At 73.8% G+C, this 23,065-nt stretch carries 10 protein-coding genes; 4 read left to right on the top strand and 6 right to left on the bottom strand.

Annotated elements, in window-relative coordinates; all coding sequences use genetic code 11:
* Positions 1-2: 2 nt before the first annotated feature.
* The 6 genes from OHS58_RS08970 to OHS58_RS08945 form a co-directional block, all read right to left on the bottom strand.
* Entirely contained in the window at positions 3-854 is an 852-nt protein-coding gene (locus tag OHS58_RS08970; RefSeq protein ID WP_326950319.1) for a carbohydrate ABC transporter permease, read from the bottom strand.
* On the bottom strand, positions 851-1,795 hold the full coding sequence (locus OHS58_RS08965) for a carbohydrate ABC transporter permease (protein WP_328647859.1): 945 nt from the start codon (positions 1,793-1,795) through the stop codon (positions 851-853). Before OHS58_RS08965 ends, OHS58_RS08970 begins: the two co-directional genes overlap by 4 nt.
* Positions 1,796-1,798: 3 nt before the next feature.
* Positions 1,799-3,079: an ABC transporter substrate-binding protein gene (locus OHS58_RS08960; protein WP_328647858.1), complete on the bottom strand. Its 1,281-nt coding sequence runs from the start codon at positions 3,077-3,079 to the stop codon at positions 1,799-1,801.
* A 161-nt stretch (positions 3,080-3,240) separates the two neighbouring features.
* Positions 3,241-4,506, bottom strand: a complete 1,266-nt coding sequence (locus OHS58_RS08955) for an FAD-binding protein (RefSeq protein ID WP_328647857.1) — start codon at positions 4,504-4,506, stop codon at positions 3,241-3,243.
* Between the two features lie 25 nt (positions 4,507-4,531).
* Positions 4,532-5,674, bottom strand: a complete 1,143-nt coding sequence (locus OHS58_RS08950; RefSeq protein ID WP_328647856.1) for a serine hydrolase domain-containing protein — start codon at positions 5,672-5,674, stop codon at positions 4,532-4,534.
* Positions 5,675-5,768: 94 nt separating this feature from the next.
* On the bottom strand, positions 5,769-8,585 hold the full coding sequence (locus tag OHS58_RS08945) for an AfsR/SARP family transcriptional regulator (RefSeq protein ID WP_328647855.1): 2,817 nt from the start codon (positions 8,583-8,585) through the stop codon (positions 5,769-5,771).
* Positions 8,586-8,828: 243 nt separating this feature from the next.
* Here OHS58_RS08945 and OHS58_RS08940 point away from each other — a divergent pair, with 243 nt between their 5' ends.
* The 4 genes from OHS58_RS08940 (at position 8,829) to OHS58_RS08925 (ending at position 23,061) form a co-directional block, all read left to right on the top strand.
* Complete coding sequence (locus OHS58_RS08940; RefSeq protein WP_326952754.1) at positions 8,829-9,530, top strand: S1 family peptidase; 702 nt, start codon at positions 8,829-8,831, stop codon at positions 9,528-9,530.
* 228 nt (positions 9,531-9,758) lie between these two features.
* The gene (locus OHS58_RS08935) at positions 9,759-13,571 is read left to right on the top strand and encodes a non-ribosomal peptide synthetase (protein WP_328647854.1); all 3,813 of its coding nucleotides are present in this window, start codon (positions 9,759-9,761) and stop codon (positions 13,569-13,571) included.
* Positions 13,568-22,027, top strand: a complete 8,460-nt coding sequence (locus OHS58_RS08930; protein ID WP_328647853.1) for a non-ribosomal peptide synthetase — start codon at positions 13,568-13,570, stop codon at positions 22,025-22,027. The genes OHS58_RS08935 and OHS58_RS08930 overlap by 4 nt, the downstream gene beginning before the upstream one ends.
* Positions 22,024-23,061 carry a GSCFA domain-containing protein gene (locus OHS58_RS08925; protein ID WP_328647852.1) on the top strand — a complete coding sequence of 346 codons (1,038 nt, stop codon included), beginning with the start codon at positions 22,024-22,026 and terminating at the stop codon, positions 23,059-23,061. Before OHS58_RS08930 ends, OHS58_RS08925 begins: the two co-directional genes overlap by 4 nt.
* Positions 23,062-23,065 lie beyond the last annotated feature (4 nt).

The following is a 23,065-nucleotide window of genomic DNA, read 5'->3' as shown; positions in this document are numbered from 1 at the left end:
GGTCATCCCTTCAAACCGCTGGTGCTGACGCCTTCGACCAGCAGCCGCTGGAAGGCGAGGAAGAACAGCACGATCGGGACCAGCGCGAGCGCGGACATCGCGAACATGGCGCCGAAGTCGGACTGGCTGCTGGTGTCGACGAACAGCCGCAGGCCGAGCGGCACGGTGAACTTCTCCGTGTCGTTCAGGTACACCATCTGCGTGAAGAAGTCGTTCCACGTCCAGATGAACGTGAAGATCGACGTCGTGACCAGCGCCGGTTTGGACAGCGGGAGCACGACGTGCCAGAACGTCCGGTAGACGCTGCAGCCGTCGATCGTCGCGGCCTCGTCGAGCTCACGCGGGATCCCGCGCATGAACTGGACGATGAGGAACACGAAGAACGCCTCGGTGGCCAGCAGCTTCGGCAGGATCAGCGGGACGAACGTGTTGACCAGCCCGGCCTGCTGGAAGATCACGTACTGCGGGATCAGCGTGACGTGGTAGGGCAGCATCAGCGTCGTGATCATGAACGCGAACAGCGCGCCGCGGAAGCGGAACCGCAGCCGGGCGAAGGCGAACGCGGCCAGCGAGCACGAGACGACGTTGGCCACCACGGAAAGCCCGGCGACGAGGAACGAGTTGAGGAAGAACCGGCCGAAGCCGACGCCCGCGGCGCCTTCCCAGCCCTTCGAGTAGCCGTCGAAGACGAACCGGGTCGGCAGCAGGGCCAGCCGCGAGAGGATCTCGTCCGGCGGCTTGACCGACGCGAAAGCCAGCCACGCCAGCGGGTACAGCACCACGGCCACCCCGCACAGGCACAGCACGTGCCAGCCGATCGACCGCGCGGTGCGAGGCACCCGGAGCGCGGTCACGGGCGGTCCTCGTAGAACACCCAGAGCTTCGCGGTGCGGAACACGATCGCCGTCACGATCGCGATCACCACCAGCAGCACCCACGCCATCGCGGACGCGTACCCCATGCGGAAGTCCTGGAAGCCGACCTCGAACAGGTAGAGCGTGTAGAACAGGTCCGCGTCGGCGGGCCCGCCGCGGCCGCCACCGATGACGAACGCCGGGGTGAACGCCTGGAACGCGTGGATGGCCTCCATCACGAGGTTGAAGAAGATCACCGGGGACAGCATCGGCAGCGTGATGTGGCGGAACCGGCGCAACGCGCCCGCGCCGTCGATCGCCGCCGCTTCGTGCAGCTCGGCCGGCACCTGTTTGAGGCCGGCCAGGAAGATCACCATCGGCGCACCGAACTGCCACACCCCGAGCAGCACGATCGAGGCGAGGCTGAAGTTCGGGTCGTCGACCCAGCTCGGCGTGTGCCAGCCGAACCGCGCGAGGACGTCGTTCACCGGGCCGCCGCCGGTGAACAGCGCCCGCCAGACGAGCGCGGCCGCGACGCTCGCGCCGAGCAGCGACGGCGCGTAGAACGCGGCGCGGTAGAAGCCACCTCCGCCGCGGCGGGTGTTGAGCAGCAACGCCACCCCCAGCGAGACGGCGAGCTTGACCGGCACCGACACGAGGACGTAGATCAGCGTGACCTCGACCGAGCGCAGGTAGCGGTCGTCGTCGGTGAACATGTGCGTGAAGTTGCCGAAGCCCACCCAATGCGGCGTGGTGAACAGGTCGTAGTCGGTGAAGGACAGGTAGAGCGAGACGACCATCGGGCCGACGGTCAGCGCCACCGCCCCGAGCAGCCACGGCGTGAGGAACGCGAACGCCTGCGGCTGGTTCTCGCGGCGGTACCCGGCGCGCGGCCCCGGCGCCACCGGCCGGGGCGGCGCCGGGGTGCGCAGCGACGTCATCGGCTACGCCAGGGTCTTGTCGGCTTCGGACATGAACCGGGTGACGGCGTCGTCGACGCCCAGCCGTCCGAACGCGATCTCCTCGTAGGTGCGCTGGAGGAGCTTCTGGATCGCGCCGGCGCCCTTCGGCGGGACCGGCGGCGCGGCCCCGAGCTTCGGTTCGAGCGCGGCTTCGTAGGCGTAGAGCGTCTTGTCGTCGCCGGTCGCGCCGGCCGCGAGCTGCGCGCGGATCTTGAGGTTGGGCGCGAGGCCGCGGTCCGTGCCGAGGATCTTGGCCGCGTCGGCGTCGTTGACGAAGAAGTCGACGAGCTTCGCGGCGGCCTCCTGCTGCTGGCTGCGCGCCGAGACGGACAGGAACATCGACGGCCGCCGGTACTGCCCGAGATCGCCGTTCGCGCCGGTCGGGTACGGCGCCACGTTCAGGTTCTTGCCGTTCGCCTTGCGGTAGGCGGGCAGCAGGTTGTCGTAGGCGAACTCCGAGCTGGTCAGCTTCTTGCCGAGCGGCGACTGTTCAGGCGAGGTGTTGTAGGACGCCGTGACGTCGGCGGGCGACGCGGCCTTGGTGTCGCGGAAGCGGCTCGCGAGCTGCCAGTAGCCGCGGAGGTCGCCGGCGGTGAAGCCGAGCTTGCCGTCGGGGGTGTAGAACTGCTTGCCCTGCTGGCGCAGCCAGATCTCCAGCGGCGTGTCCAGGATGCCGAAGTCGGTCACGCCGCGCGCGGCGAACCCGCTGGCGGCGCCGACCTTCGCGGTCGCTTCGGCGTACTGGTCCCAGGTCAGGCCCTTCGCCGGGTCCGCGCCGGCCGCGGTGAAGGCGGCGGGGTCGTACAGCATCGCCGGGGTGTTCTGCGCCCACGGCACGGCGTACCGCTTGCCCTGGTAGACGCCGGTGGCGGCCAGCTCCGGGTTGACGTCGGCCAGCGAGACCGCCTTGCCCGCGCCCTGGTTCAGGTCGGCCAGCACGCTGCGCCCGCCGTACTCGGCGAGGTAGCGGGTGTCGACGTTGAGCACGTCCGGCGGCTTGCCCCCGGCCGTCTGCGTCGCGAGTTTCTCCCAGTAGGCCGCGTACGCCGCGAACGACGTCTGCACCTTGATCGTGGGGTTCTTCTTCTGGAACAGCTCGACGGCCTGTTTGGTCAGGTTCGCCCGGCCGTCGCTGCCCCACCAGGCGAAGGTGATGCTGACGTCACCGCCGCCACCCGAGTCCGACCCGCACGCGGCCGAACCGGTCAGCAGCAGGGCGATCGCGGCGACCGCCCCGAACCCGCGCACACGCGTCCGACGCATCGACATCTCCGTCCGGTCGGAATGGTCTGTGAGCGCTCCCACGACCCAGCGAGAAAGCGCTTACAGGAACTCGGCGGTCCACCGTAGGACGTGCGCGACAAAGGTGTCAATACGCGGATCGTGCCTTCGAAATCATCGAAGAACGGTTACTCCGAAAGCATTCACACGCCGGTTTCGCCGAAGACGTTCCGGCGGATGAACGGCGACCGGAACACGCCGCCAGGATCGAGAGTTCCCGCCAGGGAACGGAAATCGGCCAGCCGCGGGTACACCGTGTCCAGCTCGCCGCCACAGAAGAGCTTGCCCCAGTGCGGCCGGGCGCCGAACGGGGCGAGGCGTTCCTCGATCAGCGGCAGCAGCGTTTCGACCTCGGGCTGACGCGGCTGCCACGTGAAGTGCAGCGCGACGCGGTCGCCGCCGTACGCCGGGCTCAGCCACAGGTCGTCGCCCGCGACCGTGCGGATCTCGGACACCAGCAGCACCGGCGCCAGCCGGTCGCCGATCCCGCGCACGGCCTCGATCGCGGCCGCCGCATCCCGGTAGGGCACGAAGTACTCGGTCTGCAGCTCGTCCCCGACGCTCGGGGTGAACTCGAGGGCGAAGTGCGGGAGCCGCTGGTGCCACGGCCCGGGCACGCCCAGCTGCGGGGTGACGTTGCCGGCCGGGACGCCCGCCGCGTGCGCCGGGTGCCGCGGGGCGCCGGCCGGGAGGGCGCCGAACAGGCCGGCGCGCTCGGTGAAGGCGCCCACCCGGCTCTTGACCCAGGCCAGGTCGACGACGTCGTTCACCCAGTTCGTGAACAGGCTGACGCTGTACCCGGCGTCCTCGATCTCGTCGAGGTGCTCGTAGGCGGCCTCCCACGGCAGGCCTTCGAAGACGTCCTGCCGGACGTCGAACGCGGGCACGACGTCGAGGGTGAGCCGGGTGACGACGCCGAGTGCGCCGAGGCTCACGACGAGCCCGGGGAACACGTCCGGGTCGGCGGCCCGCGAGAAGGTGCGGACCTCGCCGCCCGCGGTGACCAGCTCCAGCGCCGAGACGGCCGCGGCGAGCCCTTGGCGGCGCCGGCCGGAGCCGTGGGTGCCGGTCGCGACGCTGCCGGCGACCGTGATGTGCGGCAGCGAGGCGAGGTTGGCCAGCGCGAACCCGGCGTCGTGCAGCTGCTGGGCGAAGTCGCCGTACCGGGCCGAGCCGCCGACGGTCACCGTGGCGGCGCCGGCGTCGATCTCCACCGGGCTCTCGAGCTCGCTCAGGTCGAGGAGCACCCCGCCGGGCGCGTCGGCGATGTCGTTGAAGCAGTGCCGGCTGCCGAGCGCCTTGACGCTCGACGCGGCCGCGACCGCCGCGCGCACTTCGTCGCGCGTGTGCGGCGTCACCACGGTTTCGGCGGCGTACTGATGGTTGCCGGCCCAGTTCGACTCGCCCATGCGTCCGACCCTACTCAAGCCCTGCTCACCCGGCCGACGCGTACCGCCAGAAGTCCCGCATCCACTGCGGCGGGACCGGGTTGTCCTCGCCGACCTGGGTGAGCAGCACGCTGACGGTGCCGGTGGCCGGGACGACGTAGGCGGTGGTGCCGGTGCCGCCGACCCAGCCGTAGCGGCCCGGGACGTTCCACGGGTCGAGGACGGCGACGTCGACCGCGCCGCCCATCCCCCAGCCCTGGCCCTCCAGGAAGAGCGCGCCGATCTCGCGGTGCGCCGCGGTGGTGTGGTCGGTGGTCATCAGCCGGACCGACTCGGGGCTCAGGACCTGCTTGCCGTCCGCCGCGGCGCCTTCGGCCAGCAGCATCCGGCCGAAGGCCAGCCAGTCCCCCGCCGTCCCGGCCAGGCCGCCGGAGCCGAGCGGCAGCGCGGGCATCGTGCTCCACTGGCCGTCCGGCGTGTCGGCGAGCGCGAGGCCGTCCGGACCGGCCTTGTAGAAGCTGGTGAACCGGTCGCGGCGGTCCGCGCCGACGACGAACCCGGTGTCGTCCATGCCCAGCGGGGCGAGGATCCGCTCGTCGAGGAACGCCGGCAGCGACGAGCCGGCCACGCGCGCGACGAGCACGCCCTGGATGGCCGAGCACGTGTCGTAGAGCCAGGACTCGCCGGGCTGGTACAGCAGCGGGACGTCGGCCAGCCGCGCGAGCCAGACGTCGGCCTCGGGGAAGTGCTGGACCTCGCGGCCGTCGAGCTGGACGGGGAACAGCGCCTGCACCGCCGGGAGCGAGAAGTCGGACGCGAACCCCCAGCCGGCCTGGCTGGTGAGCACGTCGAAGACGGTGATCGGCCGGTTCGCCGGCACGAGGTCGTCGACGGGACCCGCCGGCGTGCGCACGACCTTCGGGTCGGCCAGCTCGGGCAGCCACCGGCCGATCGGGTCGTCGAGGGCGAGCCGGCCGTCGTCGACCAGGGCCAGGACGGCGGCGGCGGTGACGGGCTTGGTGAGCGAGGCGAACCGGAACAGGCTGTCCTCGGCCATCGGCGTGCTGCCCTCGACGTCGACCGCGCCGACGGCCGCGACCTCGACGTGGCCGGGCCGGGCCACGACGCCGACCGCGCCGGGCAGCGCGCCGGCGTCGACGTGCCGCTGCAGGATCTCGCGCAGGCTCATGGTGCTCCCCGGGTCGGCGGTCGCCCGAGGCTAGCCCAGCGGCCCGGGGAGCCCACCCGAGCGCCGTCGCGGGTCGTGAGTGGCAATGAGTGTTCTAACCCGCATTGCCACTCACGACCGGGGCCGGGCTGCGCCGGTGCCGGGCCTGGTCCAGCAGGGCCAGGCCCGTCGTCTCGCCCTGGCGGTTGCCGGACTCGCGGAAGACGCGCAGCGCGCGGTCGCACACCCCGCGTGCCTGGACCGGCTCGCCCACCGCGAGGAGCGTCTGGGCGATGCCGAGGAGCGCGTAGGCGACGCAGCGTTCGTCGTCGAGGTCCTCGAAGATGCCTAGCGCGAGCCGCAGGCTGGCCAGCGACTCCGGCAGCCGCCCGGTGTCGCGGTGCAGGGTGCCGAACTCGGTGAGGACCCTGGCCTCGCGGTGCGCGTCGCCCATCTCGCGGGCCAGGTCGCGGGCGCGGCCCAGCCAGTCGGCCGCTTCGGTGAACTCGGCCAGCCGCACGTGGGCCGCGCCGATGGAGTTGCGCATCTGGGCCACGCCGCTGCGGTCGCCCGCCCGCTCCAGACCGGCCAGCGCCCGGCCGTAGCAGTCCAGCGCGTCCCGCGGCCGGTCGCGGATGCGGGCCACGGTGCCGAGCCCGGCCACCGCCAGCGCTTCGCCGCGGACGTCGCCGAGCTCGGCGAACAGGGCCGCGGACCGCTCCAGGTCCCTGACGGCGGCGGGGTATTCGTCGTTGTAGACGCCGATCTGGCCGAGCCCGCGGGCCAGCACCGCCTCGCCCGCCCGGTTGCCGGCGGCCCGCGCCGCGGCTTGGGCGGTCAGGTGGCTGCGCCGCCAGTCGTCGTAGGCCCCGCGCAGGTCGTAGAACGGGACAGCGGTCGCGGTCAGCTGCCACGCGAGCTCGTCCAGGCCGGCGTCGGCGGCGAGCTGGACCGCGGCGGCCAGCAGCTTGCGTTCGGCGGTGAACCAGGCCAGCGGATCGGCCACCAGCCGGGCCGCGTCCGGGGGCAGCGGGCCGAGCGAGGGCCCGGTCATCGCGCCGAACGCGGGTGGCAGCGCCGCCGCCGCGGTCTTCGCCAGCGCCAGCAGTCCACACAGGACGCGGGCGAGCGCGTCCCGGCGCACCGCGGCGGGCTCGGCGTCCAGGAGTTCCGCCGCGTAGCAGCGAAGCAGGTCGTGCAGCCGGTAGCGCGGCTGCCCGCTGGCGTCCAGCCCGACCAGCGAGACGAGGTTGGCGTCGACGAGCACGTCGAGCACCTCGTGCGTGCCGCGGCGGTCCAGGAGCGCGTCGAACACCCAGCTCGGGAAGTCCTGCGCGCCCAGCACGGCCGTGCGGCAGAACGCCGTCCGCGCGGCCGGGTCGAGCTGGCGCAGGCTCAGCTCGAAGCTGGACCGGACGCCGAGGTCGCCGACGCGCAGCTCGCTGAGCCGGCCCGCTTCGCCGGCCAGCCGGTCGTGCAGCGTCCGCAGGCTCCACGCCTGCCGCCCGGCCAGCCGCGCGCCGGCGATCCGGATGGCCAGCGGCAGGTACCCGCAGCAGGCCACGATGGCCGCGGCTTCGGCCGGTTCGCCGTCGATCCGGTCGACGCCGGCGACCCCGGCCAGCAGCCGCTGCGCCTCCCGCTCGCCGAACACGCTCAGCTCGACGTGCTTCGCGCCGGCCAGTTCCGGCAGCCGGCCGCGGGTCGTGACGAGCACCGCGCAGCCGGCGTCGCCGGGCAGCAGCGGGCGGATCTGGGCGGCGGTGGCGGTGTCGTCGAGCACGAGCAGCACCCGGCGTCCGGCCAGCCGGGAGCGGAACAACGCGGCCCGCTGGCCGAGGCCAGCCGGGACGGCGGTGCCGGTGACGCCCAGTGCGTGCAGGAAGTCGGCGAGGACCTCGGCCGGGTCGCGCGGCGCGCCGGTGCCGGCGAGGTCGACGTAGAGCTGGCCGTCGGGGAACCGGTCCGCGAGGCGGTGGGCGACGTGCATGGCCAGCGCCGTCTTGCCGGTGCCGGGCGCGCCGGTCAGCACCACCGGCGCCGGCCCCGCGCCCAGCGCGGCTTCCAGGTCGCGGACGTAGTCGTCGCGGCCGGTGAAGTCGGGCAGGTCCGCCGGGAGCTGGCGCAAGGGGGCCGAGCCGTCGGCGCCGGCCGCCACCACGGGTCGCCCGGCCAGGATCGCGGCCTGCAGGGCCCGCAGTTCCGGCCCCGGCTCGACACCGAGCTCGGTGACCAGCCGCTCCCGCGCCGTCGTGTACGCCCGCAGCGCGTCGGCGCGGCGGCCCACACCCGTCAGCGCGAGCAGGTACTGCTGCCACAGGCGTTCCCGGTACGGGTGCTCGGCGAGCAGCACGGTCAGCTCGGCGATCGCCGGGTCGTAGCGGCCCAGCAGCACCTGCAGCGAAAGCCGTTCCTCGACGGCGGCGAAGCGGTTCTCGGTGAGCCGGCCGAGCTCGGCGTCCCAGGCGGGCGCCGTCGGCAGGTCGGACAGCGGATCGCCCCGCCACAGCGCTTCCGCCTCGGCCAGCAGCGTCAGCGCCGTCTCGGGGGCGCCGTCCTTGGCCGCGCGGGCGGCGTCGGCGACGAGCCGGGCGAAGTCGTGCGCGTCGACGTCGCCGGGCTCGACGGCCAGCGAGTAGCCCGGGCCGTGGGTGCGCAGGGTGGTCTCCGGCAGCAGCCGGCGCAGCCGCCACACGTAGGTCTGCAGGTTGGCCGTGGCCGACGTCGGCGGGTCGCTCGGCCAGATCGTGTCGATGAGCTGGCCGGGCGGGACCAGCCGGTTCGCGTTGAGCAGCAGGTGGGCCAGCAGGGCCCGTTGCTTCGCGCCGCCGAGCGGCAGCGCGCGGCCGCCGACCGTCACGGTGAGCGGCCCGAGCAGGTGGAACCGCACTTCAGCGCCCATGTCGTACCCCATCACGACGACCGCCCCCACGACGGCGGACTTTAGCCAGGCGATGCGGGGCCGGTGGGCGAATCGCCGACATCGCGGGCACACCGCGCGGATGTCACTCGATTGCCGATCCCGGGCTGCGCCGTCCGGCCCACGACGAAAGTCGCGTATTTCCCTTACCGACCATCGTCGGGTTCCGAGATTCACTCACAGCGGTGACGGTGGGTGGGTCCTTGACCACCCGTCACCGCGAGGCCCCGCCCGCGGATGGAGGTTGATCCTAAAGTGCGTATTGCGCGAACCGGCGTGCTCGTCTCCGGCATCCTGCTGTCGGCCCTGGCGACCGCCGCCCCGTCCCTGGCCGCCCAGCCGGCCATCATCGACGGCGGCAACGCCGACTCGCTCCACGCGGCGGCCCGGATGTTCGCGGGTGGCCAGGAGATCTGCTCCGCGACGATCATCGCGCCGGACTGGATCCTGACCGCGCGTCACTGCACCCAGGGCGCGGACGGCCAGCAGATCAGCTTCCACGTCGGGGACCTGGACCAGACGAAGGGCACCACCGTCAACGCGACGTCGGTGCACGAGGCGCCGGACTCCGACATCGCGCTGGTGCAGATCGACCAGCAGGTGCAGACGGACTACGCGCCGCTCGGCTCCGAAGGCGACGTCAACGTCGGCGACCAGGCCGAGGTCTACGGCTGGGGCGCGACCTGCACCGACAAGCCCGAGATCGAGTGCCAGTCGCAGCTGCTGAAGGTGGCGAAGGTCAGCGTCACCTCGATCGACTGCCCGGACGGCGCGGCCGGCGTCTCGGTCTGCGCGAACCGCGGCGACGGCATCACCGCGGGCGGCGACTCCGGCGGTCCGATGTACGCCGGCGGCAAGCAGGTCGGCGTCGCCTCCACGAGTGACCGCCAGTCGTACACCGCGTACATCAACATCACGAAGTACCGCGACTGGATCTCCGCGACCGCGGGCGTCTGAGGCACCACAAAAGCGGCACCTCCCCGGGGAGGTGCCGCTTTTGCGTGGTTCGGCCGGCGAACACACCGGTACACGGGGAAGTTCGGGCAAACCTGCTACACAACTCGTGTTCACCCGATGGTGTGGTGTTAACTATCCGGACAGGCAGACAGCGTTTTCCGGCCACGGATGCAGCGGCGCACGCGCGGGCCCGGTGCGCACCGTCCCGTCCGGAAAGGCCGCACCTCCATGCAGGTTCCCGCCCCGCTGTCGTCCGCGCAGCAGCGGATCTGGACGTTGTCCCAGCTGGACGGCGCCGGCCCGGCCTACAACGAGGCCATGGCGTTCGCCCTGCGGGGGCCGCTCGACCGCGACGTGCTGGCCCGGGCCCTCGACGCGCTCGCCGCCCGGCACGAGTCGCTGCGGACCCGGATCGTCGTTGACGCAGGGCTCCCCGGACAGGTGATCGAGCCCGTCGAGGCCGGGCTACCGCTCACCGTGACCGACGTCACCGGCCGGCCCGACGACCTCGACGAGCTGCGGCGCGCCGACCCGCTCACGCCGTTCGACCTGGGCCGCGCCCCGCTGGCCCGGGCCCGGCTGCTCATCGCAGGACCCGAGGACCACGTCCTGCTGATGACCGTCCACCACGTCGTCTTCGACGGCGCGTCGCGCACGATCCTGTTGCGGGAGCTGGGTGTGCTCTACGCCGCGCTCCTGCGCGGCGCACCCGCCGAGCTGCCCGAGCCGCGCCAGTACCGCGACTACGCCCGGGAGCAGCAGGACTGGCTGGCCGGACCGGGACCGGCGCCGCACGAGGCGTACTGGCGCGACCGGCTCGACGGCGTGCCGCCCCTGCTGGAGCTGCCCACCGACCGGCCGCGCCCGGCCGTGCAGGACCACCGCGGGGCCCGGGTGCCGATCAGCCTGGGCGAGGACCTGACGACGGCGCTGAAAGCGGTGGCCCGTGCCCACGGCACCACCCTCTTCTCGACCATCCTGACCGGCTGGTCGCTGCTGCTCTCGCGGCTTTCCGCCCAGGCTGACATCGTTGTCGGCGTGCCGGCCCTGAACCGCGGCAAGGGCGGCGTCAACGCCGGGGTGCTCGGCTTCTTCGTCAACACCCTCCCGGTGCGGACCGACTTCGCCGGCTCCCCCACCGGCGCCGGCCTGCTCAAGCAGGTCCGCGCGACGCTGCGGGGCGCGCTCGACCACGCCGAGCTGCCGCTGGAACGGGTCGTCGAGCTGGTGAACCCGCCGCGCAGCCCGGCGCACACGCCGTTGTTCCAGAACGGGTTCGCCTGGGTGCCGACGCAGCACGGCGTCCTGGCGCTGCCCGGCGTCGACGTCGACCCCATCGACGACCGGTACGCCCCGGCGAAGTTCGACCTGACCCTGGCCCTGGCCGACGAGGCGGGCGGCGTCGCCGGGCAGCTCGACTACGCCGTCGCCCTGTTCGACCACGAGACGGCCGAGCGGTACGCCCGCTACCTCGTCCGGCTGCTGACGCAGCTGGCCGAGCGGCCCGGCGACGAGGTCGCGAGCTACGAGCTGCTCGACGACGCCGAGCGCCACGAGATCCTCGCGAACTGGAGCACCGGCCCGGCCCCCGAACACCGGCCCGGCGGGCTCGTCGAGCGGTTCACGACCGAGGCCGACGCCCACCCGGACACGCCCGCCCTGGTCTGCGACGGGAAGACGGTCACCTACGCCGAGCTGGACCGGCGGGCCACCCGGCTGGCGAACGCGCTGCACGCCCGCGGCGTGCGGCCCGGCCAGGTCGTCGGCGTCCACAGTGGACGTTCGGCCGAGCTGGTGGTGGCCGTGCTGGGGATCCTCGAAGCCGGCGCGGCTTACCTGCCCCTCGACCCCGCCCAGCCGGCCGCGCGGCTGGCGGCGATGGTCGAGGACGCGCGCCCGGCGTTCGTGCTCAGCGACGCGCTCGACCGGCCCGACGGCTGGCTGTCCGTCACCGCCGTCGAGGCCGAGGGCCACGCCACCACCCGGCCCGTCGTCCGGACCGGGCGCGCGGACCTGGCCTACGTCATCTACACGTCCGGCTCGACCGGCCGGCCGAAGGGCGTCGCCGTCACCCACGGCAGCGTGCTGGCCCTGTTCGACCAGTGGCTCGGCCGGTTCGGCGCGACGCCGGGCGAGCCGACGTCGGCGTGGTCCAGCATCGGCTTCGACGCGTCCGTGCACGAGCTGCTGCTCCCGCTGACGACCGGCGCGGTGCTGCACGTGGTGCCCGAAGAGGTCCGGCCGGACCCGGCGGCATTGCTGGGGTGGTTGCGTGAACACCGCGTCGTCCAGGCGTTCCTGCCGCCCGCGTACGTCCGCTGGATCGACGAGGACCCCTCACGGCTCGCCGGGCTCGCGCTGCGGCAGCTGCTGACCGGCGTCGAGTCGCTGTCGGAGGCCGCGTTGGCCCGGTTCGAGGAAACCCTGCCCGGCCTGCGGATCTGCTTCGGGTACGGGCCGACCGAGGCGACGCTGTACGCCACCGCCCACTTCGACCCGCGGCCCCTGGACCGGCCCGCCCCGATCGGCCGGCCGCTGCCCGGTTCGCGGCTGTACCTGCTGGACGAGCGGCTGCGGCCGGTCCCGCCGGGTGTCGCGGGTGAGGTCTTCCTCGCCGGCGACTGCCTCGCGCGCGGCTACCTGAACCGGCCCGGCCTGACGGCGGCGCAGTTCGTGCCCGACCCGTTCGTGCCCGGGGAGCGGATGTACCGGACCGGCGACCTGGCCCGCTGGCTGCCCGGCGGCGAAGCCGAGTACGCGGGCCGCCGCGACGACCAGATCAAGCTGCGCGGGTTCCGCATCGAACCGGGTGAGGTGACGGCCGCGCTGCTGGCCGTCCCCGGCGTCCGGGAGGCCGCGGTCCTGGTCGATCGCACGGGCGAACCCCGCCTGGTCGCGGGGATCGCGGGCGGCGGCGGCCGGACCCCGCACGAGTGGCGGGCCGCGCTGGCCGACCGGCTGCCGGACTACATGATCCCGTCCGTCTTCGCCGAGTTCGACCGGCTTCCCCTGGGCCGCAGCGGAAAGCTGGACCGCGACGCCTTACTCGCGCACGCCCGCTCGATGGCTCCCGCGGTCGTGAACACGGCCGCCCCGCGCGACCACGTCGAACTGGCGCTGCTCCGGATCTGGCGCTCGCTGCTGCTGCACCCGGCGATCGGGATCTCCGACGACTTCTTCGACGTCGGCGGCACGTCGATCTCGGCCATCAAACTGGCCCACGCGGTCGGCGAGGAGTTCGGCCGCGAGCTGCCGATCCGCGACGTCATCGTGCACCCGACCATCGAGGCCCAAGCTGCCCTGCTGCGGGCGGACAGCCCGCCCGGCGGCGGCAGCCTGATCGAGTTCCGCCGCGGTGCCGGGCACCAGCGCGTCGTCTGCGTGCACCCCGCGGGCGGGACGGCGTTCTGCTACCTGCCGCTGAGCGCCCTGCTCCCGGACGACACCGGCGTCCTCGGCATCCAGTCCCCCGGGCTCAACCCCGGCGAAGAGGCGCTGCCGAGCGTCGAGGCGATGGCCGCGGAGTACCTGCGGCTCGTCGATCCGCGGCCGGACGAGTCGCTGGTCCTTTGTGGACTGTCGTACGGCGGCCTGATCGCCCACGAGATGGGCCGGCAGCTGGCGGACCACCCGCGGGTGAGCGTCGTGCTGCTCGACACCAACGCCACCGACGACCCGGCCGCGCGCGCCGCGATCGAGCCCGTGCCCGCGTCCGAGTTCCGGGAGAAACTGGTGCGCTTCAACGGGATGTACCCCGGCATCGACGACGCCCAGATCGACCGCTACCACCGCACGTACAACCACAACCGGCTGACCGCGCGCGACCACGAGCCCGGCGAGTCGGCCGCGCGGCTGGTGTTCGTCCAAGCCGTGGGCGAGGACACGATCCCCGGCTCGGACGAGTTCTGGCGCCGCCGCGCGACCGGCGAGTACCGGATCGAACCGGCCGACTGCGGGCACTGGGACATGCTGGAGAGCGACGCGCTCCCGCAGGTCGCCGACGTGATCACCGCCGAGCTGACCGAGCTGGCGGCCCGATGATCGCCCGCCGCGTCCACGACCAGGCCCGGCGGACGCCGGACGCCGTCGCGGTGTCCGACGGCGCCCGCGAGCTGACCTACGCCGAGCTGGACGCCGGCGCCGCGGCCGTCGCGGAGTCGTTGTCCCGCCGCGGTGTCCGCCCCGGCGACGCCGTCGCGGTGGGCCTGCCGCGCTCGGCGGACCTGATCGTCGTGATGCTCGGCGTGCTGCGCCTCGGCGGGCAGGTCGTGCCGCTCGACCGGCAGAGCCCGCCGGAGCGCCGGGACCACATGATCGCCGACTCGGGCGCGGTCGCCGTCGTCCACGACGGCCTGCCCGGGCTCCCGCCGCTCACCCCGGCCGAGCTGCTGGCCGCTCCCGCCGTCGCGGGCGAACCGGCCGAAGCCGCCGCGACGTCGTTCCTCTTCTACACCTCCGGCACGACCGGGCGCCCCAAGGGCGTCGAGGTCCGCGACGCCGGGATCCTGCGGCTGGCCGACCCGGCCTGGCTCGAACCCGGCGCCCGGTACGCGAGCCTGGCCAACCCGGCCTTCGACGCGATCAGCTTCGAGGTCTGGCCGCCGCTGCTGACCGGCGGCACCTGCGTGGTGCTCGACGACGAGACCGTCCGCGACCCGCGTGCGTTCGCCGCCGCGCTGGTCCGCGAGCGCGTCGACACGATGTTCGTCACGGCGTCGCTGTTCAACGCCGTCGCCGAGACGGTGCCGGCCTGCTTCTCGACCGTGGCCCGGGTGCTGGTCGGCGGTGAGCAGCTCAACGCGCCGCTGATCCGCCGCTGGTACGCCGCCAACCCGGACTCGGCCACGCGGCTGCACAACGGCTACGGGCCGACCGAGACGACGACGTTCGCGCTGAGCCACCCGATCCCGCGCGGCTTCGACGGCGACATCGTGCCGATCGGCCGGCCACTGCCGGACACCGGCGCGCTCGTGGTCGACGGCGAGCTGTACCTCTCGGGCGCCGGGGTCGCCGCGGGCTACCGCAACCTGCCGGACGAAACCGCGCAGCGGTTCGTCGAGCGCGACGGCGAGCGGTTCTACCGCACCGGTGACCTGGTCGACGAACTGCCGGACGGCACCTTCGCCTACGTCGGGCGCACGGACCGGCAGGTGAAGGTGCGCGGCTTCCGGATCGAGCCGGGCGAGCTGGAACGCCGGATCCTCGCCCACCCGGCGGTCCGGCAGGCCCACGTCGCCGCGCGCCGCGGGGCCGGGCCGGTCGAGCTGTTCGCGTTCGTCGTGGCCGGGGACCTGGCCTACCCGGACTTCGACGCGCACCTGACCGCGTCGGTGCCGGCCTACATGCGCCCGCACCACGTCTTCCGCGTCGACGCCCTGCCGCGCACCGCGAACGACAAGGTCGACGAGGCCGCGCTGCTGGCGCTCGGCCTCGCGCCGTGGCGGCGGCCGGGTACCGGCGAACCCGCGACGCCGTGGCAGCAAGAGGTCCTCGACGTCGTGACGGACGTCCTCGGGACCCGCGACCCGCGGCCCGGCGACACGTGGCTCACCTCCGGCGGCGACTCGCTCAAGGCGTTGCGGCTGCGGTTCGCCGTCCAGGAGCGGTGGGGCACCGAACTCCCGCACTCCGCGATGCGGCAAGGGACGTTCGCCGACCTCGCGGCGGCGATCGCCGGGGCCGGGACGGCGCAGTACCCGGTAGCCGCGCCTCCTGCGGGCTTGACGTCCGCCCCCGCGACGAGCGAGCAGCAACGGCTCTGGCTGCTGCAGCAGCGGAATCCGGCGTCCACGGCGTACCACGTGCCGCTGGCCTTCCGGATCACCGGACCGGTCGACGTCGAGGCGCTTCGCCGGGGGTTGCGCGGCCTGGTCGAGCGGCACGTCGCGCTGCGGACCGCGTTCGAGGCGACGCCCGACGGCCTGCGCCAAGTGGCCGGCCCGGTCTACGACCCGTGGACCGAAGCCGGGGACGGCTTCTTCACCGAGCCCTTCGACCTGGCCGTGCCCCGGCTGTTCCGGGCCGCCTGGGACGGCGAGCGGCTCCTGCTTTCCCTGCACCACATCGCGGTCGACGGCTGGTCGCTGAACGTCCTGTTCCGCGAGCTGTCCGGCGCGGCTCCGACGGCTTCCCGCACGCCGCTCGATTTCGCTCTTTGGCAGACGGAGTGGTTCTCCTCCCCCGCCTACCTCGCCCAGCGCGACGAGCTGCTGTCGCTCCACAGTGGACTCGACGACCAGCCGTCGCTCACCGCGTCGATGGCCGGCCGGTTGCGCCGGACCACCCTCGACACCGAGCGCGTCGACCGGTGGTGCGCCGAACTGGGCCTGACGCGGTTCCAGCTGCTGCTCGGCGTCTTCGCCTGGAGCCTCTACGGCGTCACCGGGCAGACCGGCCCGCGGATCGCCGCGCCGGTGGCGAACCGGCCGGTCCGGGAGTTCGAGGACAGCGTCGGCATGTTCGCCAACACCGTGCTGCTCCCCCTGTCCGTCGACCCGGACGAGGACCTGCGCCCCCAGCTGCGGCGGCTCGGCACGGCGTCGGGCGCGGTGCTCGACCGGCAGGACGTCGCGTTCGCCGACGTCGCCACCGCGTTCGACTACCTGTTCGTGCTGGAGAACACCGACTTCGGCGCGTTGAGCCTGCCGGGCTGCACGGTGAGTCCACAGTGGATCGAAGCGGCCGAGGCGAAGTGCGCGCTGACGATGTCGGTGGTCGAGCGTCCCGGCGGCTTCGACTGCCTCTGGGAGTACGCCGAAGGCCACTTCACCGAGGCGGAGGCCGAAGCGCTCGGCGAGCTGTTCTCCCGCGCGTTCGCCCTGCTCGACGCGGGCCCGGCGACCCCCGCGGAGCTGGCCGCCCCGTACCGGCGGAGCCTGCCGGACCACGGCCGCGGCGAACCGGCCGAGCTGGACTGGGAAACGATGGCCGAGGGCTTCGCGCGGCAGGTGGCGCGGACCCCGGACGCCCCGGCGCTGGGCACCATGACCTATGCCGAGCTGGACGCGCACGCGGCCCGGCTCGCCGCCGTGCTGCCCGGGGACGCCACCGACGTCGCGCTGTACTTCGAGCCGTCCGCCGAGCACGTCGTCGCGCTGCTCGCGCTGGCCCGGCTCAACATCACCGCCGTGCCGCTGGACCCGGCCTACCCACCGGCGTTGCTGCGCCAGGTCCTCGACCAGGTCCGGCCGCGTTGTGTGCTGCTCGCCCCGGGTGCCGCGTTCGACGAGATCGACACCGGGATCGAGCGGCAGTTCGTCACGCTCTCCGACGGCCCGGCGCCGGACGTCCCGGCCCGGCACGCCGGCCGGCCGCTCTACACGCTGTTCACGTCCGGCTCGACCGGCGTGCCCAAGGGCGTGCGTGTCCCGGACCGCACCCTGGCGAACCTCGTGCAGTGGCAGGCGGCACCGCCCGCGGTGACCCAGCAGTTCTCGATGCTGTCGTTCGACGTGTCGTTCCAGGAGATCTTCACGACCCTGTGCGGCGGTGGGTGCCTGCACCTGGTCCGCCCGGGGTGGCGGCACGACGTCCCGGCGCTGCTGGCGCAGCTGGAGTCCGCGGGCATCGAGCGGATCTTCCTGCCGTACGTCGCGTTGCAGCTGCTGGCCGAGCACGGCGTGCGGCTCGGGAGCTACCCGTCGCGGCTGCGGGACGTGATCACGGCGGGCGAGCAGCTCGTGTGCACCGGCGCGATCCGCCGCTGGTTCGCCGGCCTGCCCGGCGCGCGGCTGCACAACCACTACGGCCCGACCGAGACGCACGTCGTCAGCGCGCTGACGCTCGACGGCGACCCGATGACCTGGCCCGAGCGCCCGGCGATCGGCCGGCCGGTGGCGGGCGCGGTGCTGCGGGTCGCCGGCACCGCGGGCGCGCCCGGCCGGATCGGCGAGCTGCTCATCGGCGGGCTGATGACGACCCGCTGCTACCTCGGGGACGTCCCCGGGAAGTTCGTCGAGACGCCGGAGCTGTTCTACCGCAGCGGCGACCTCGCGCACTTCGGCCGCGACGGGCTCCTGCACTTCGACGGCCGGGCCGACCACCAGCTCAAGGTCAGCGGGTACCGCCTCGAACTGGGGCAGGTCGAAGCCGCGCTGCTGCGGCACCCCGACGTCGTCAACGCGGTCGTGGCCCACGACGGCGAGAACCTGCTGGCCTGCCTCGAATGCCACCGGACGCCGTCGGCCGCGGAGCTGTCCGCGCACCTCGAGCCGTTGCTGCCGCCGCACGCGCGTGTCGACCGTTTCCGCGTCGTCCCGGCCCTGCCGCGGACGCCGAGCGGGAAGCTCGACCGGGAAGCCGCGCTGCGGACGCCCGGCGAGGAGCTGCACCGCGGCCGCCGGTCCGGGCTGTCGGGCGTCTCGCGGCAGCTGGCCGAGCTGTTCGAAGAGGTGACGGGCGCGTCGATCGGCGCGGACGAGACGTTCTTCGCGGCAGGCGCGTCCAGCCTCGGGCTGATGCGGTTCCACCTGCGCTGCGCCGAGGCGGGCCTGCGGTTCACCGCGGCGGACCTGTTCGAGCACGTCACGGTCCGCGACCTGGCGCGGCTGCTGTCCGACGCGGCGGTTCCGACGGCCGTGGCTTCCGGTGCCGAGACCGCCGACGAGCCCATCGCGGTGATCGGCATGGCGCTCCGGGTGCCGGGTGCGCCGGACCTGGCCGCGTTCTGGGACCTCGTGCGGTCCGGCGGCCGCGGCATCGAGCACTTCGCCGCCGGCGACGGCCTGGTCGGCGCGCGCAGCATCCTCGACGGGCCCTTGGCGTTCGACCCGGAGCACTTCGGGATCAGCCGCCGCGACGCCGCGCTGATGGACCCGCAGCAACGACACCTGCTGATGAGCTGCGTCGAGGCGCTGGCCCACGCGGGGATCACGTCCGGCGAGGGCGTCGGGCTGGTCGCCGGGTGCGGCGAGGACACGTACTTCCAGTCGCTGCTGCGCGAGGGCGACCCGGGCGCGCTGCCGGACGGCTTCCAGCTGGCGCTGCACCACGAGAAGGACTTCCTCGCGACGAAGGCCGCCTACCACCTGAACCTGACCGGGCCGGCGCTGACCACGCAGACGGCGTGTTCGAGTTCGCTGGTCGCGGTCCACCAGGCGGCCGGGCTGCTGCGCACCGGCGAGGCGGACGTCATGCTGGCGGGCGGCGTCCTGGTCGACGTCACCCTTTCCGGGGGTTACCGCTACCGCCCGCAGCACATCTTCTCGGCGGACGGCCACTGCCGCCCATTCAGCGACGACGCGGGCGGCACGGTCGGCGCGAGCGGCGTCGGCGTCGTGGTGCTGAAGCCGCTGAGCCACGCGCGTCGCGACGGCGACACGGTGTACGCGGTGATCACGGGCTCGGCGATCAACAACGACGGCGCCGTGAAGCAGGGTTACACCGCCCCGTCGCCGGCCGGCCAGCGCGAGGTGATCCGGGCCGCCCTGCGACGCGCCGGGCGTTCTTCCCTCGGCTACGTGGAAACCCACGGAACGGGCACCCGGCTGGGCGACCCGATCGAGGTCGCGGCGCTGCGGCAGGCGCTGGATCCGTCGGCGGAGTGCGCGTTGTCGTCGGTGAAGAGCCAGATCGGCCACCTGGGCGCGGCGGCGGGGGTCGTCGGGCTGATCCGGGCGACGCTGTCCGTCCACCATGGACTGATCCCGCCGACAGTGGACTTCCACGCGCCGAACCCGGCGCTGGAGCTGGGCCCGTTCCGGGTGCCGACGGCCGCGGAGCCGTGGCCCGACGGTCCGCGGGTGGCGGGGGTGAGCAGCTTCGGCATCGGCGGCACGAACGCCCACGTGGTCCTGGAGGCGGACCCGGCCGTCGTGTCGCGTCCCGCTCCCGCGCTGGTGGTCGTGCTGTCGGCGAGCAGCGCGTCGGCCTTGCGCGAAGACGTCCTGCGGGTGGCCGAGTACCTGGAAGCGCACCCGGAGTCCTTTGTGGACGTGGTGCGCCACCTGCAGACGGGCCGCAAGGAGTACCGCTGGCGAGTCGCCGCGGCGTGCGACGACGCGTCGGCGGCGGTGGATTGGCTGCGCACGGCCGAGCCACGCGAAGCAGAGCCCACGGGCCCGAGCACACCGCGCGATCACCCGGCGGAACTCGCGGCGGCCTGGCTGCGCGGCGAGCCGGTCGACTGGGCTATCCCCGCTTCCCCCGCTCCCTGGGACTTCCCGCCACCTTCCTTCGCCCGTGAGGACTTCGACTTCCCGCGGAAGCCCGCCGTCCAGCGGCTTCCCGAAGCAGAGTGGCTCCACCAGCCCACCTGGGTGCGGCTCCGGCGGGCCACCCCCGCGCAAACCCCCGTCGACCGCGTGCTCGTCATCTCCAGCGACGGCCCCCTGCCGGCCCCGGCCCTTGACGCCGCCTACACCCGGGTCGTTCGCGTGCACGCCGCCACGTCGTTCGCCCACCCGGGGCCGGACCTCTTCGAAGCCGACCCGGCCGACGCGACCCAGCTCGGCCAGGTGCTCGCCGCCCTCGACGGGGACGTCGACTGGCTGCACACCCTCCCCCTCGGCATCAGCGGGCCGGTCGGTGAAACCGCCCTCGCCCACGCGCGCTGGGCCTGCGTCGACACCCCCGCCGCCCTGCTGCGCGCCGCCGGGACCCGCGAGCTGCGCACCTGGTGGCTCTCCGCCGGCGCCGCGCCCGCGAACAGCGACGTCACCCGCCCCGAAGCCGGGCTGCTCGCCGGGGTCACCGCCGTCGGACCGCAGGAAACCGGCGTCCCCGGGCACTGGGTCGACGTCGCGGGCGACTGGGACACCGCGGTCGCGGGTCTCCTCACCGGCCCCACCCCGCCCGCGCGGGTCGCCCTCCGGCACGGCTTCTGGTGGGAACAAAGCACCTCCCCGGTCACGCCCGGCGGCAGCCGGACCGTAGACGGCACGTACCTCGTCCTCGGCGGCACCGGCGGCATCGGCACCGCCGTCGCCGAGGTCCTGCTGACCAGGACCACCGGCCGGGTCGTGCTCGCCGCCCGCAACCCGCGGCTGCCCGCACCGCTCGAGCCGTGGGCCGGCCGCGTCGACCTCCTCGAAGCCGACCTCACCACCGACGACATCCGGATCGACACGCCGCTGGCCGGGATCGTCCACGCCGCCGGGGTCGCGGCGGGCGGCCTCATCGCGACCCGGGGCGACACCACCGGCCAGGACGCCAAGCTCGCCGGCGCGCTGCTGGTGGAGCGGCTCATCGAACGCCACCGGCCCGCCCTCGCCGTCTACTGCTCGTCGCTGTCCGCGCAGTTCGGCGGCACCGGCCAGCTCGACTACGCGGCCGCCAACGGCTTCCTCGACGCCCTCGCCCACCACGCCCCGGACGCGCCGACCGTCCGGCTGAGCCTCGGCTGGGACGTCTGGCGCGACACCGGCATGGCCGTCACCGCCCTGCGGACCGACGCCCGCCACCAGGCCCACCTCGCCGTCGGCATGACCGCCGAAGAGGGCAAACGCGTCTTCGCCAGTGCTCTTGACGCCGGGCTCCCGCAGCTCCTGGTGTCGACGACCGATCTCGCCGACGCCCGCGGCTTCCACGAGCGCGAACCGGTCGCCGTCACCGCGCCGCAGGAAGACCCCGCCGCGGAACTGGCGGAGGAGGTGCGCGTGCTGCTCGGCGTCGACGCGCTGGACCCGGACGTCCCGCTCTACGACCTCGGCGCCGATTCGCTGATGCTGCTGGACGTCGTCGACTCGGTGAAACGGCTCTTCGGCGTCGACCTCGAGCTGGCCTGGCTCGGCCCCGAAGTGACGCTCACCGGCCTGCTGACCCGGCTGTCGGAGGCCGCCGGGCCCGAGGACGTCGCCGTCCAGGTGTGGCAGGAGGGCACCGGCCGTGACGTCGTGTGCCTGGTGCACCCGGTCGGCGGGGACGTCCACGCGTACCGCCCGCTGGTGAAAGAACTCGGACCGGAGCTGACCGTCTGCGTCATCGCCGACCCGGCGCTGAGCCGACCCGAGCCGCCGGGCTGGCCGGTCGCCGAGCGCGCCCGCCGCTACCACGCCGCGTTGCAGGCGCGCTTCCCCGACGACGAGTGGCGCTGGCAGCTGGCGGGCTGGTCGTTCGGCGCGTGGGTCGCGACCGGTATGGCCGCCGAGGCCGAGCTGGGCGGACGTCCGGTGCGGGCGCTGCACCTGATCGACCCGCCCGCCCCGGGCGCGAGCTTCGCGGACTACGACGAATCCCGCCTGGAAGCCGTGTTCGAGCGCGAGCTCGGCGCGTCCGGTGGCACGGCGGGCGAGCACGCGCGACGCCTCGCCCGCGCCTGCCGTGCGAACCTGCGGAGCATGACCGGCCACGAACTGCCGAAGCTCGCGACGACCCCCAGCCACGTCTGGATCGCCGCCGACGTCGAACCCGGCCTGCCGCCCGCCGCCGACCCGGACGGCTGGCACACGATCCTGCCCGAACCGAGCGACTGGCGGCAGCTGCCCGCCACCCACTACGGCATCGTGCGGGCCCCGCACGTCAGCGCCGTGGCCGACGCGATCACGATCGGAGCCGAGTGAACCCGTACGAGTCCCAGCCGGCCCGCGCGTTCTGGCGGACCGCCGTCGCCGAACCGGAGCCCGCCGCGATCGGCGGTGTCTGGACGCCCAAGTTCGCGATCGGCCAGGACGACCCGGTGCTCACCGCGGGCTCCTGCTTCGCCGCCCGGCTCGGGCGCGGGCTGATCGACCACGGGATGAACTTCTTCGACGCCGAACCGCCGCCGCCGGGCCTGACCCGCGACGAGCGCCGCGCCCGGCACTTCGGCGAGTTCTCCTTCCGCACCGGCAATATCTACACCGCCGCCGTGTTGCGGCAGTGGCTTGCCTGGGCCTTCGGCCACGAGAAGGCGCCGGACACGGTGTGGACCGGGGACGGCCGGTGCTTCGACCCGTACCGCCCGTCCGTCGAGCCCGCCGGGTTCGCCTCCGCCGACGATGTGTTCGCCGCCCGCGAGGAGACCCTCGCCGCGATCCGCCGCGGGGTCGCCCGGGCCCGCTGCCTGATCTTCACCCTCGGCCTGACCGAGGCCTGGGGCGACGCCGACGGCACCGTCTACCCGTCCTGCCCGGGCACGGTCCGCGGCACGTTCGACGACACCCGCCACACCCTGCGCACCTTCACCTTCGCCGACGTGCACCGGGACCTGCTCGACGTCTTCGCCCTGGCCCGCGCGGTGAACCCGGACCTCCGGTTCGTGCTCACGGTCTCCCCCGTGCCGCTCACCGCCACCGCGGGCACGCAGCACGCGCTCGTCGCGAACACTCACGCGAAGTCCGTGCTGCGGAGCGTCGCCGGGCAGCTGGCCCACGAGCACGACCACGTCGACTACTTCCCGGCGTACGAGCTGATCGCCGGGCAGCCGTTCCGCAGCGGCTTCTACGAGCCCAACCTGCGCGAGGTCACCGCCGAGGGCGTCGAGTTCGTGATGGGGCACTTCACGTCCGCGCTGCGGGGCCCGGCGACCGCGCCGGTCCAGGAGCGCCGCGCGCCGCGGGTGAAGGGAGGAGATGTCTGTGACGACGCCGTCCTCGACTATTACGGCCCCCGCTAGGTTC

The organism is Amycolatopsis sp. NBC_00348 (assembly GCF_036114655.1).
GTDB lineage: Bacteria > Actinomycetota > Actinomycetes > Mycobacteriales > Pseudonocardiaceae > Amycolatopsis.
The sequence above is the reverse complement of the archived record's forward strand: the minus strand, read 5'-3'. Positions and strand labels throughout refer to the sequence as shown.

Bases quoted from the DNA above. Each gene is read 5' to 3' on its own strand.
- OHS58_RS08965 (WP_328647859.1), bottom strand. From the start codon at position 1,795: ATGACGTCGCTGCGCACCCCGGCGCCGCCCCGGCCGGTGGCGCCGGGG.
- OHS58_RS08960 (WP_328647858.1), bottom strand. From the start codon at position 3,079: ATGCGTCGGACGCGTGTGCGCGGGTTCGGGGCGGTCGCCGCGATCGCC.
- OHS58_RS08955 (WP_328647857.1), bottom strand. From the start codon at position 4,506: ATGGGCGAGTCGAACTGGGCCGGCAACCATCAGTACGCCGCCGAAACC.
- OHS58_RS08950 (WP_328647856.1), bottom strand. From the start codon at position 5,674: ATGAGCCTGCGCGAGATCCTGCAGCGGCACGTCGACGCCGGCGCGCTG.
- OHS58_RS08935 (WP_328647854.1), top strand. From the start codon at position 9,759: ATGCAGGTTCCCGCCCCGCTGTCGTCCGCGCAGCAGCGGATCTGGACG.
- OHS58_RS08930 (WP_328647853.1), top strand. From the start codon at position 13,568: ATGATCGCCCGCCGCGTCCACGACCAGGCCCGGCGGACGCCGGACGCC.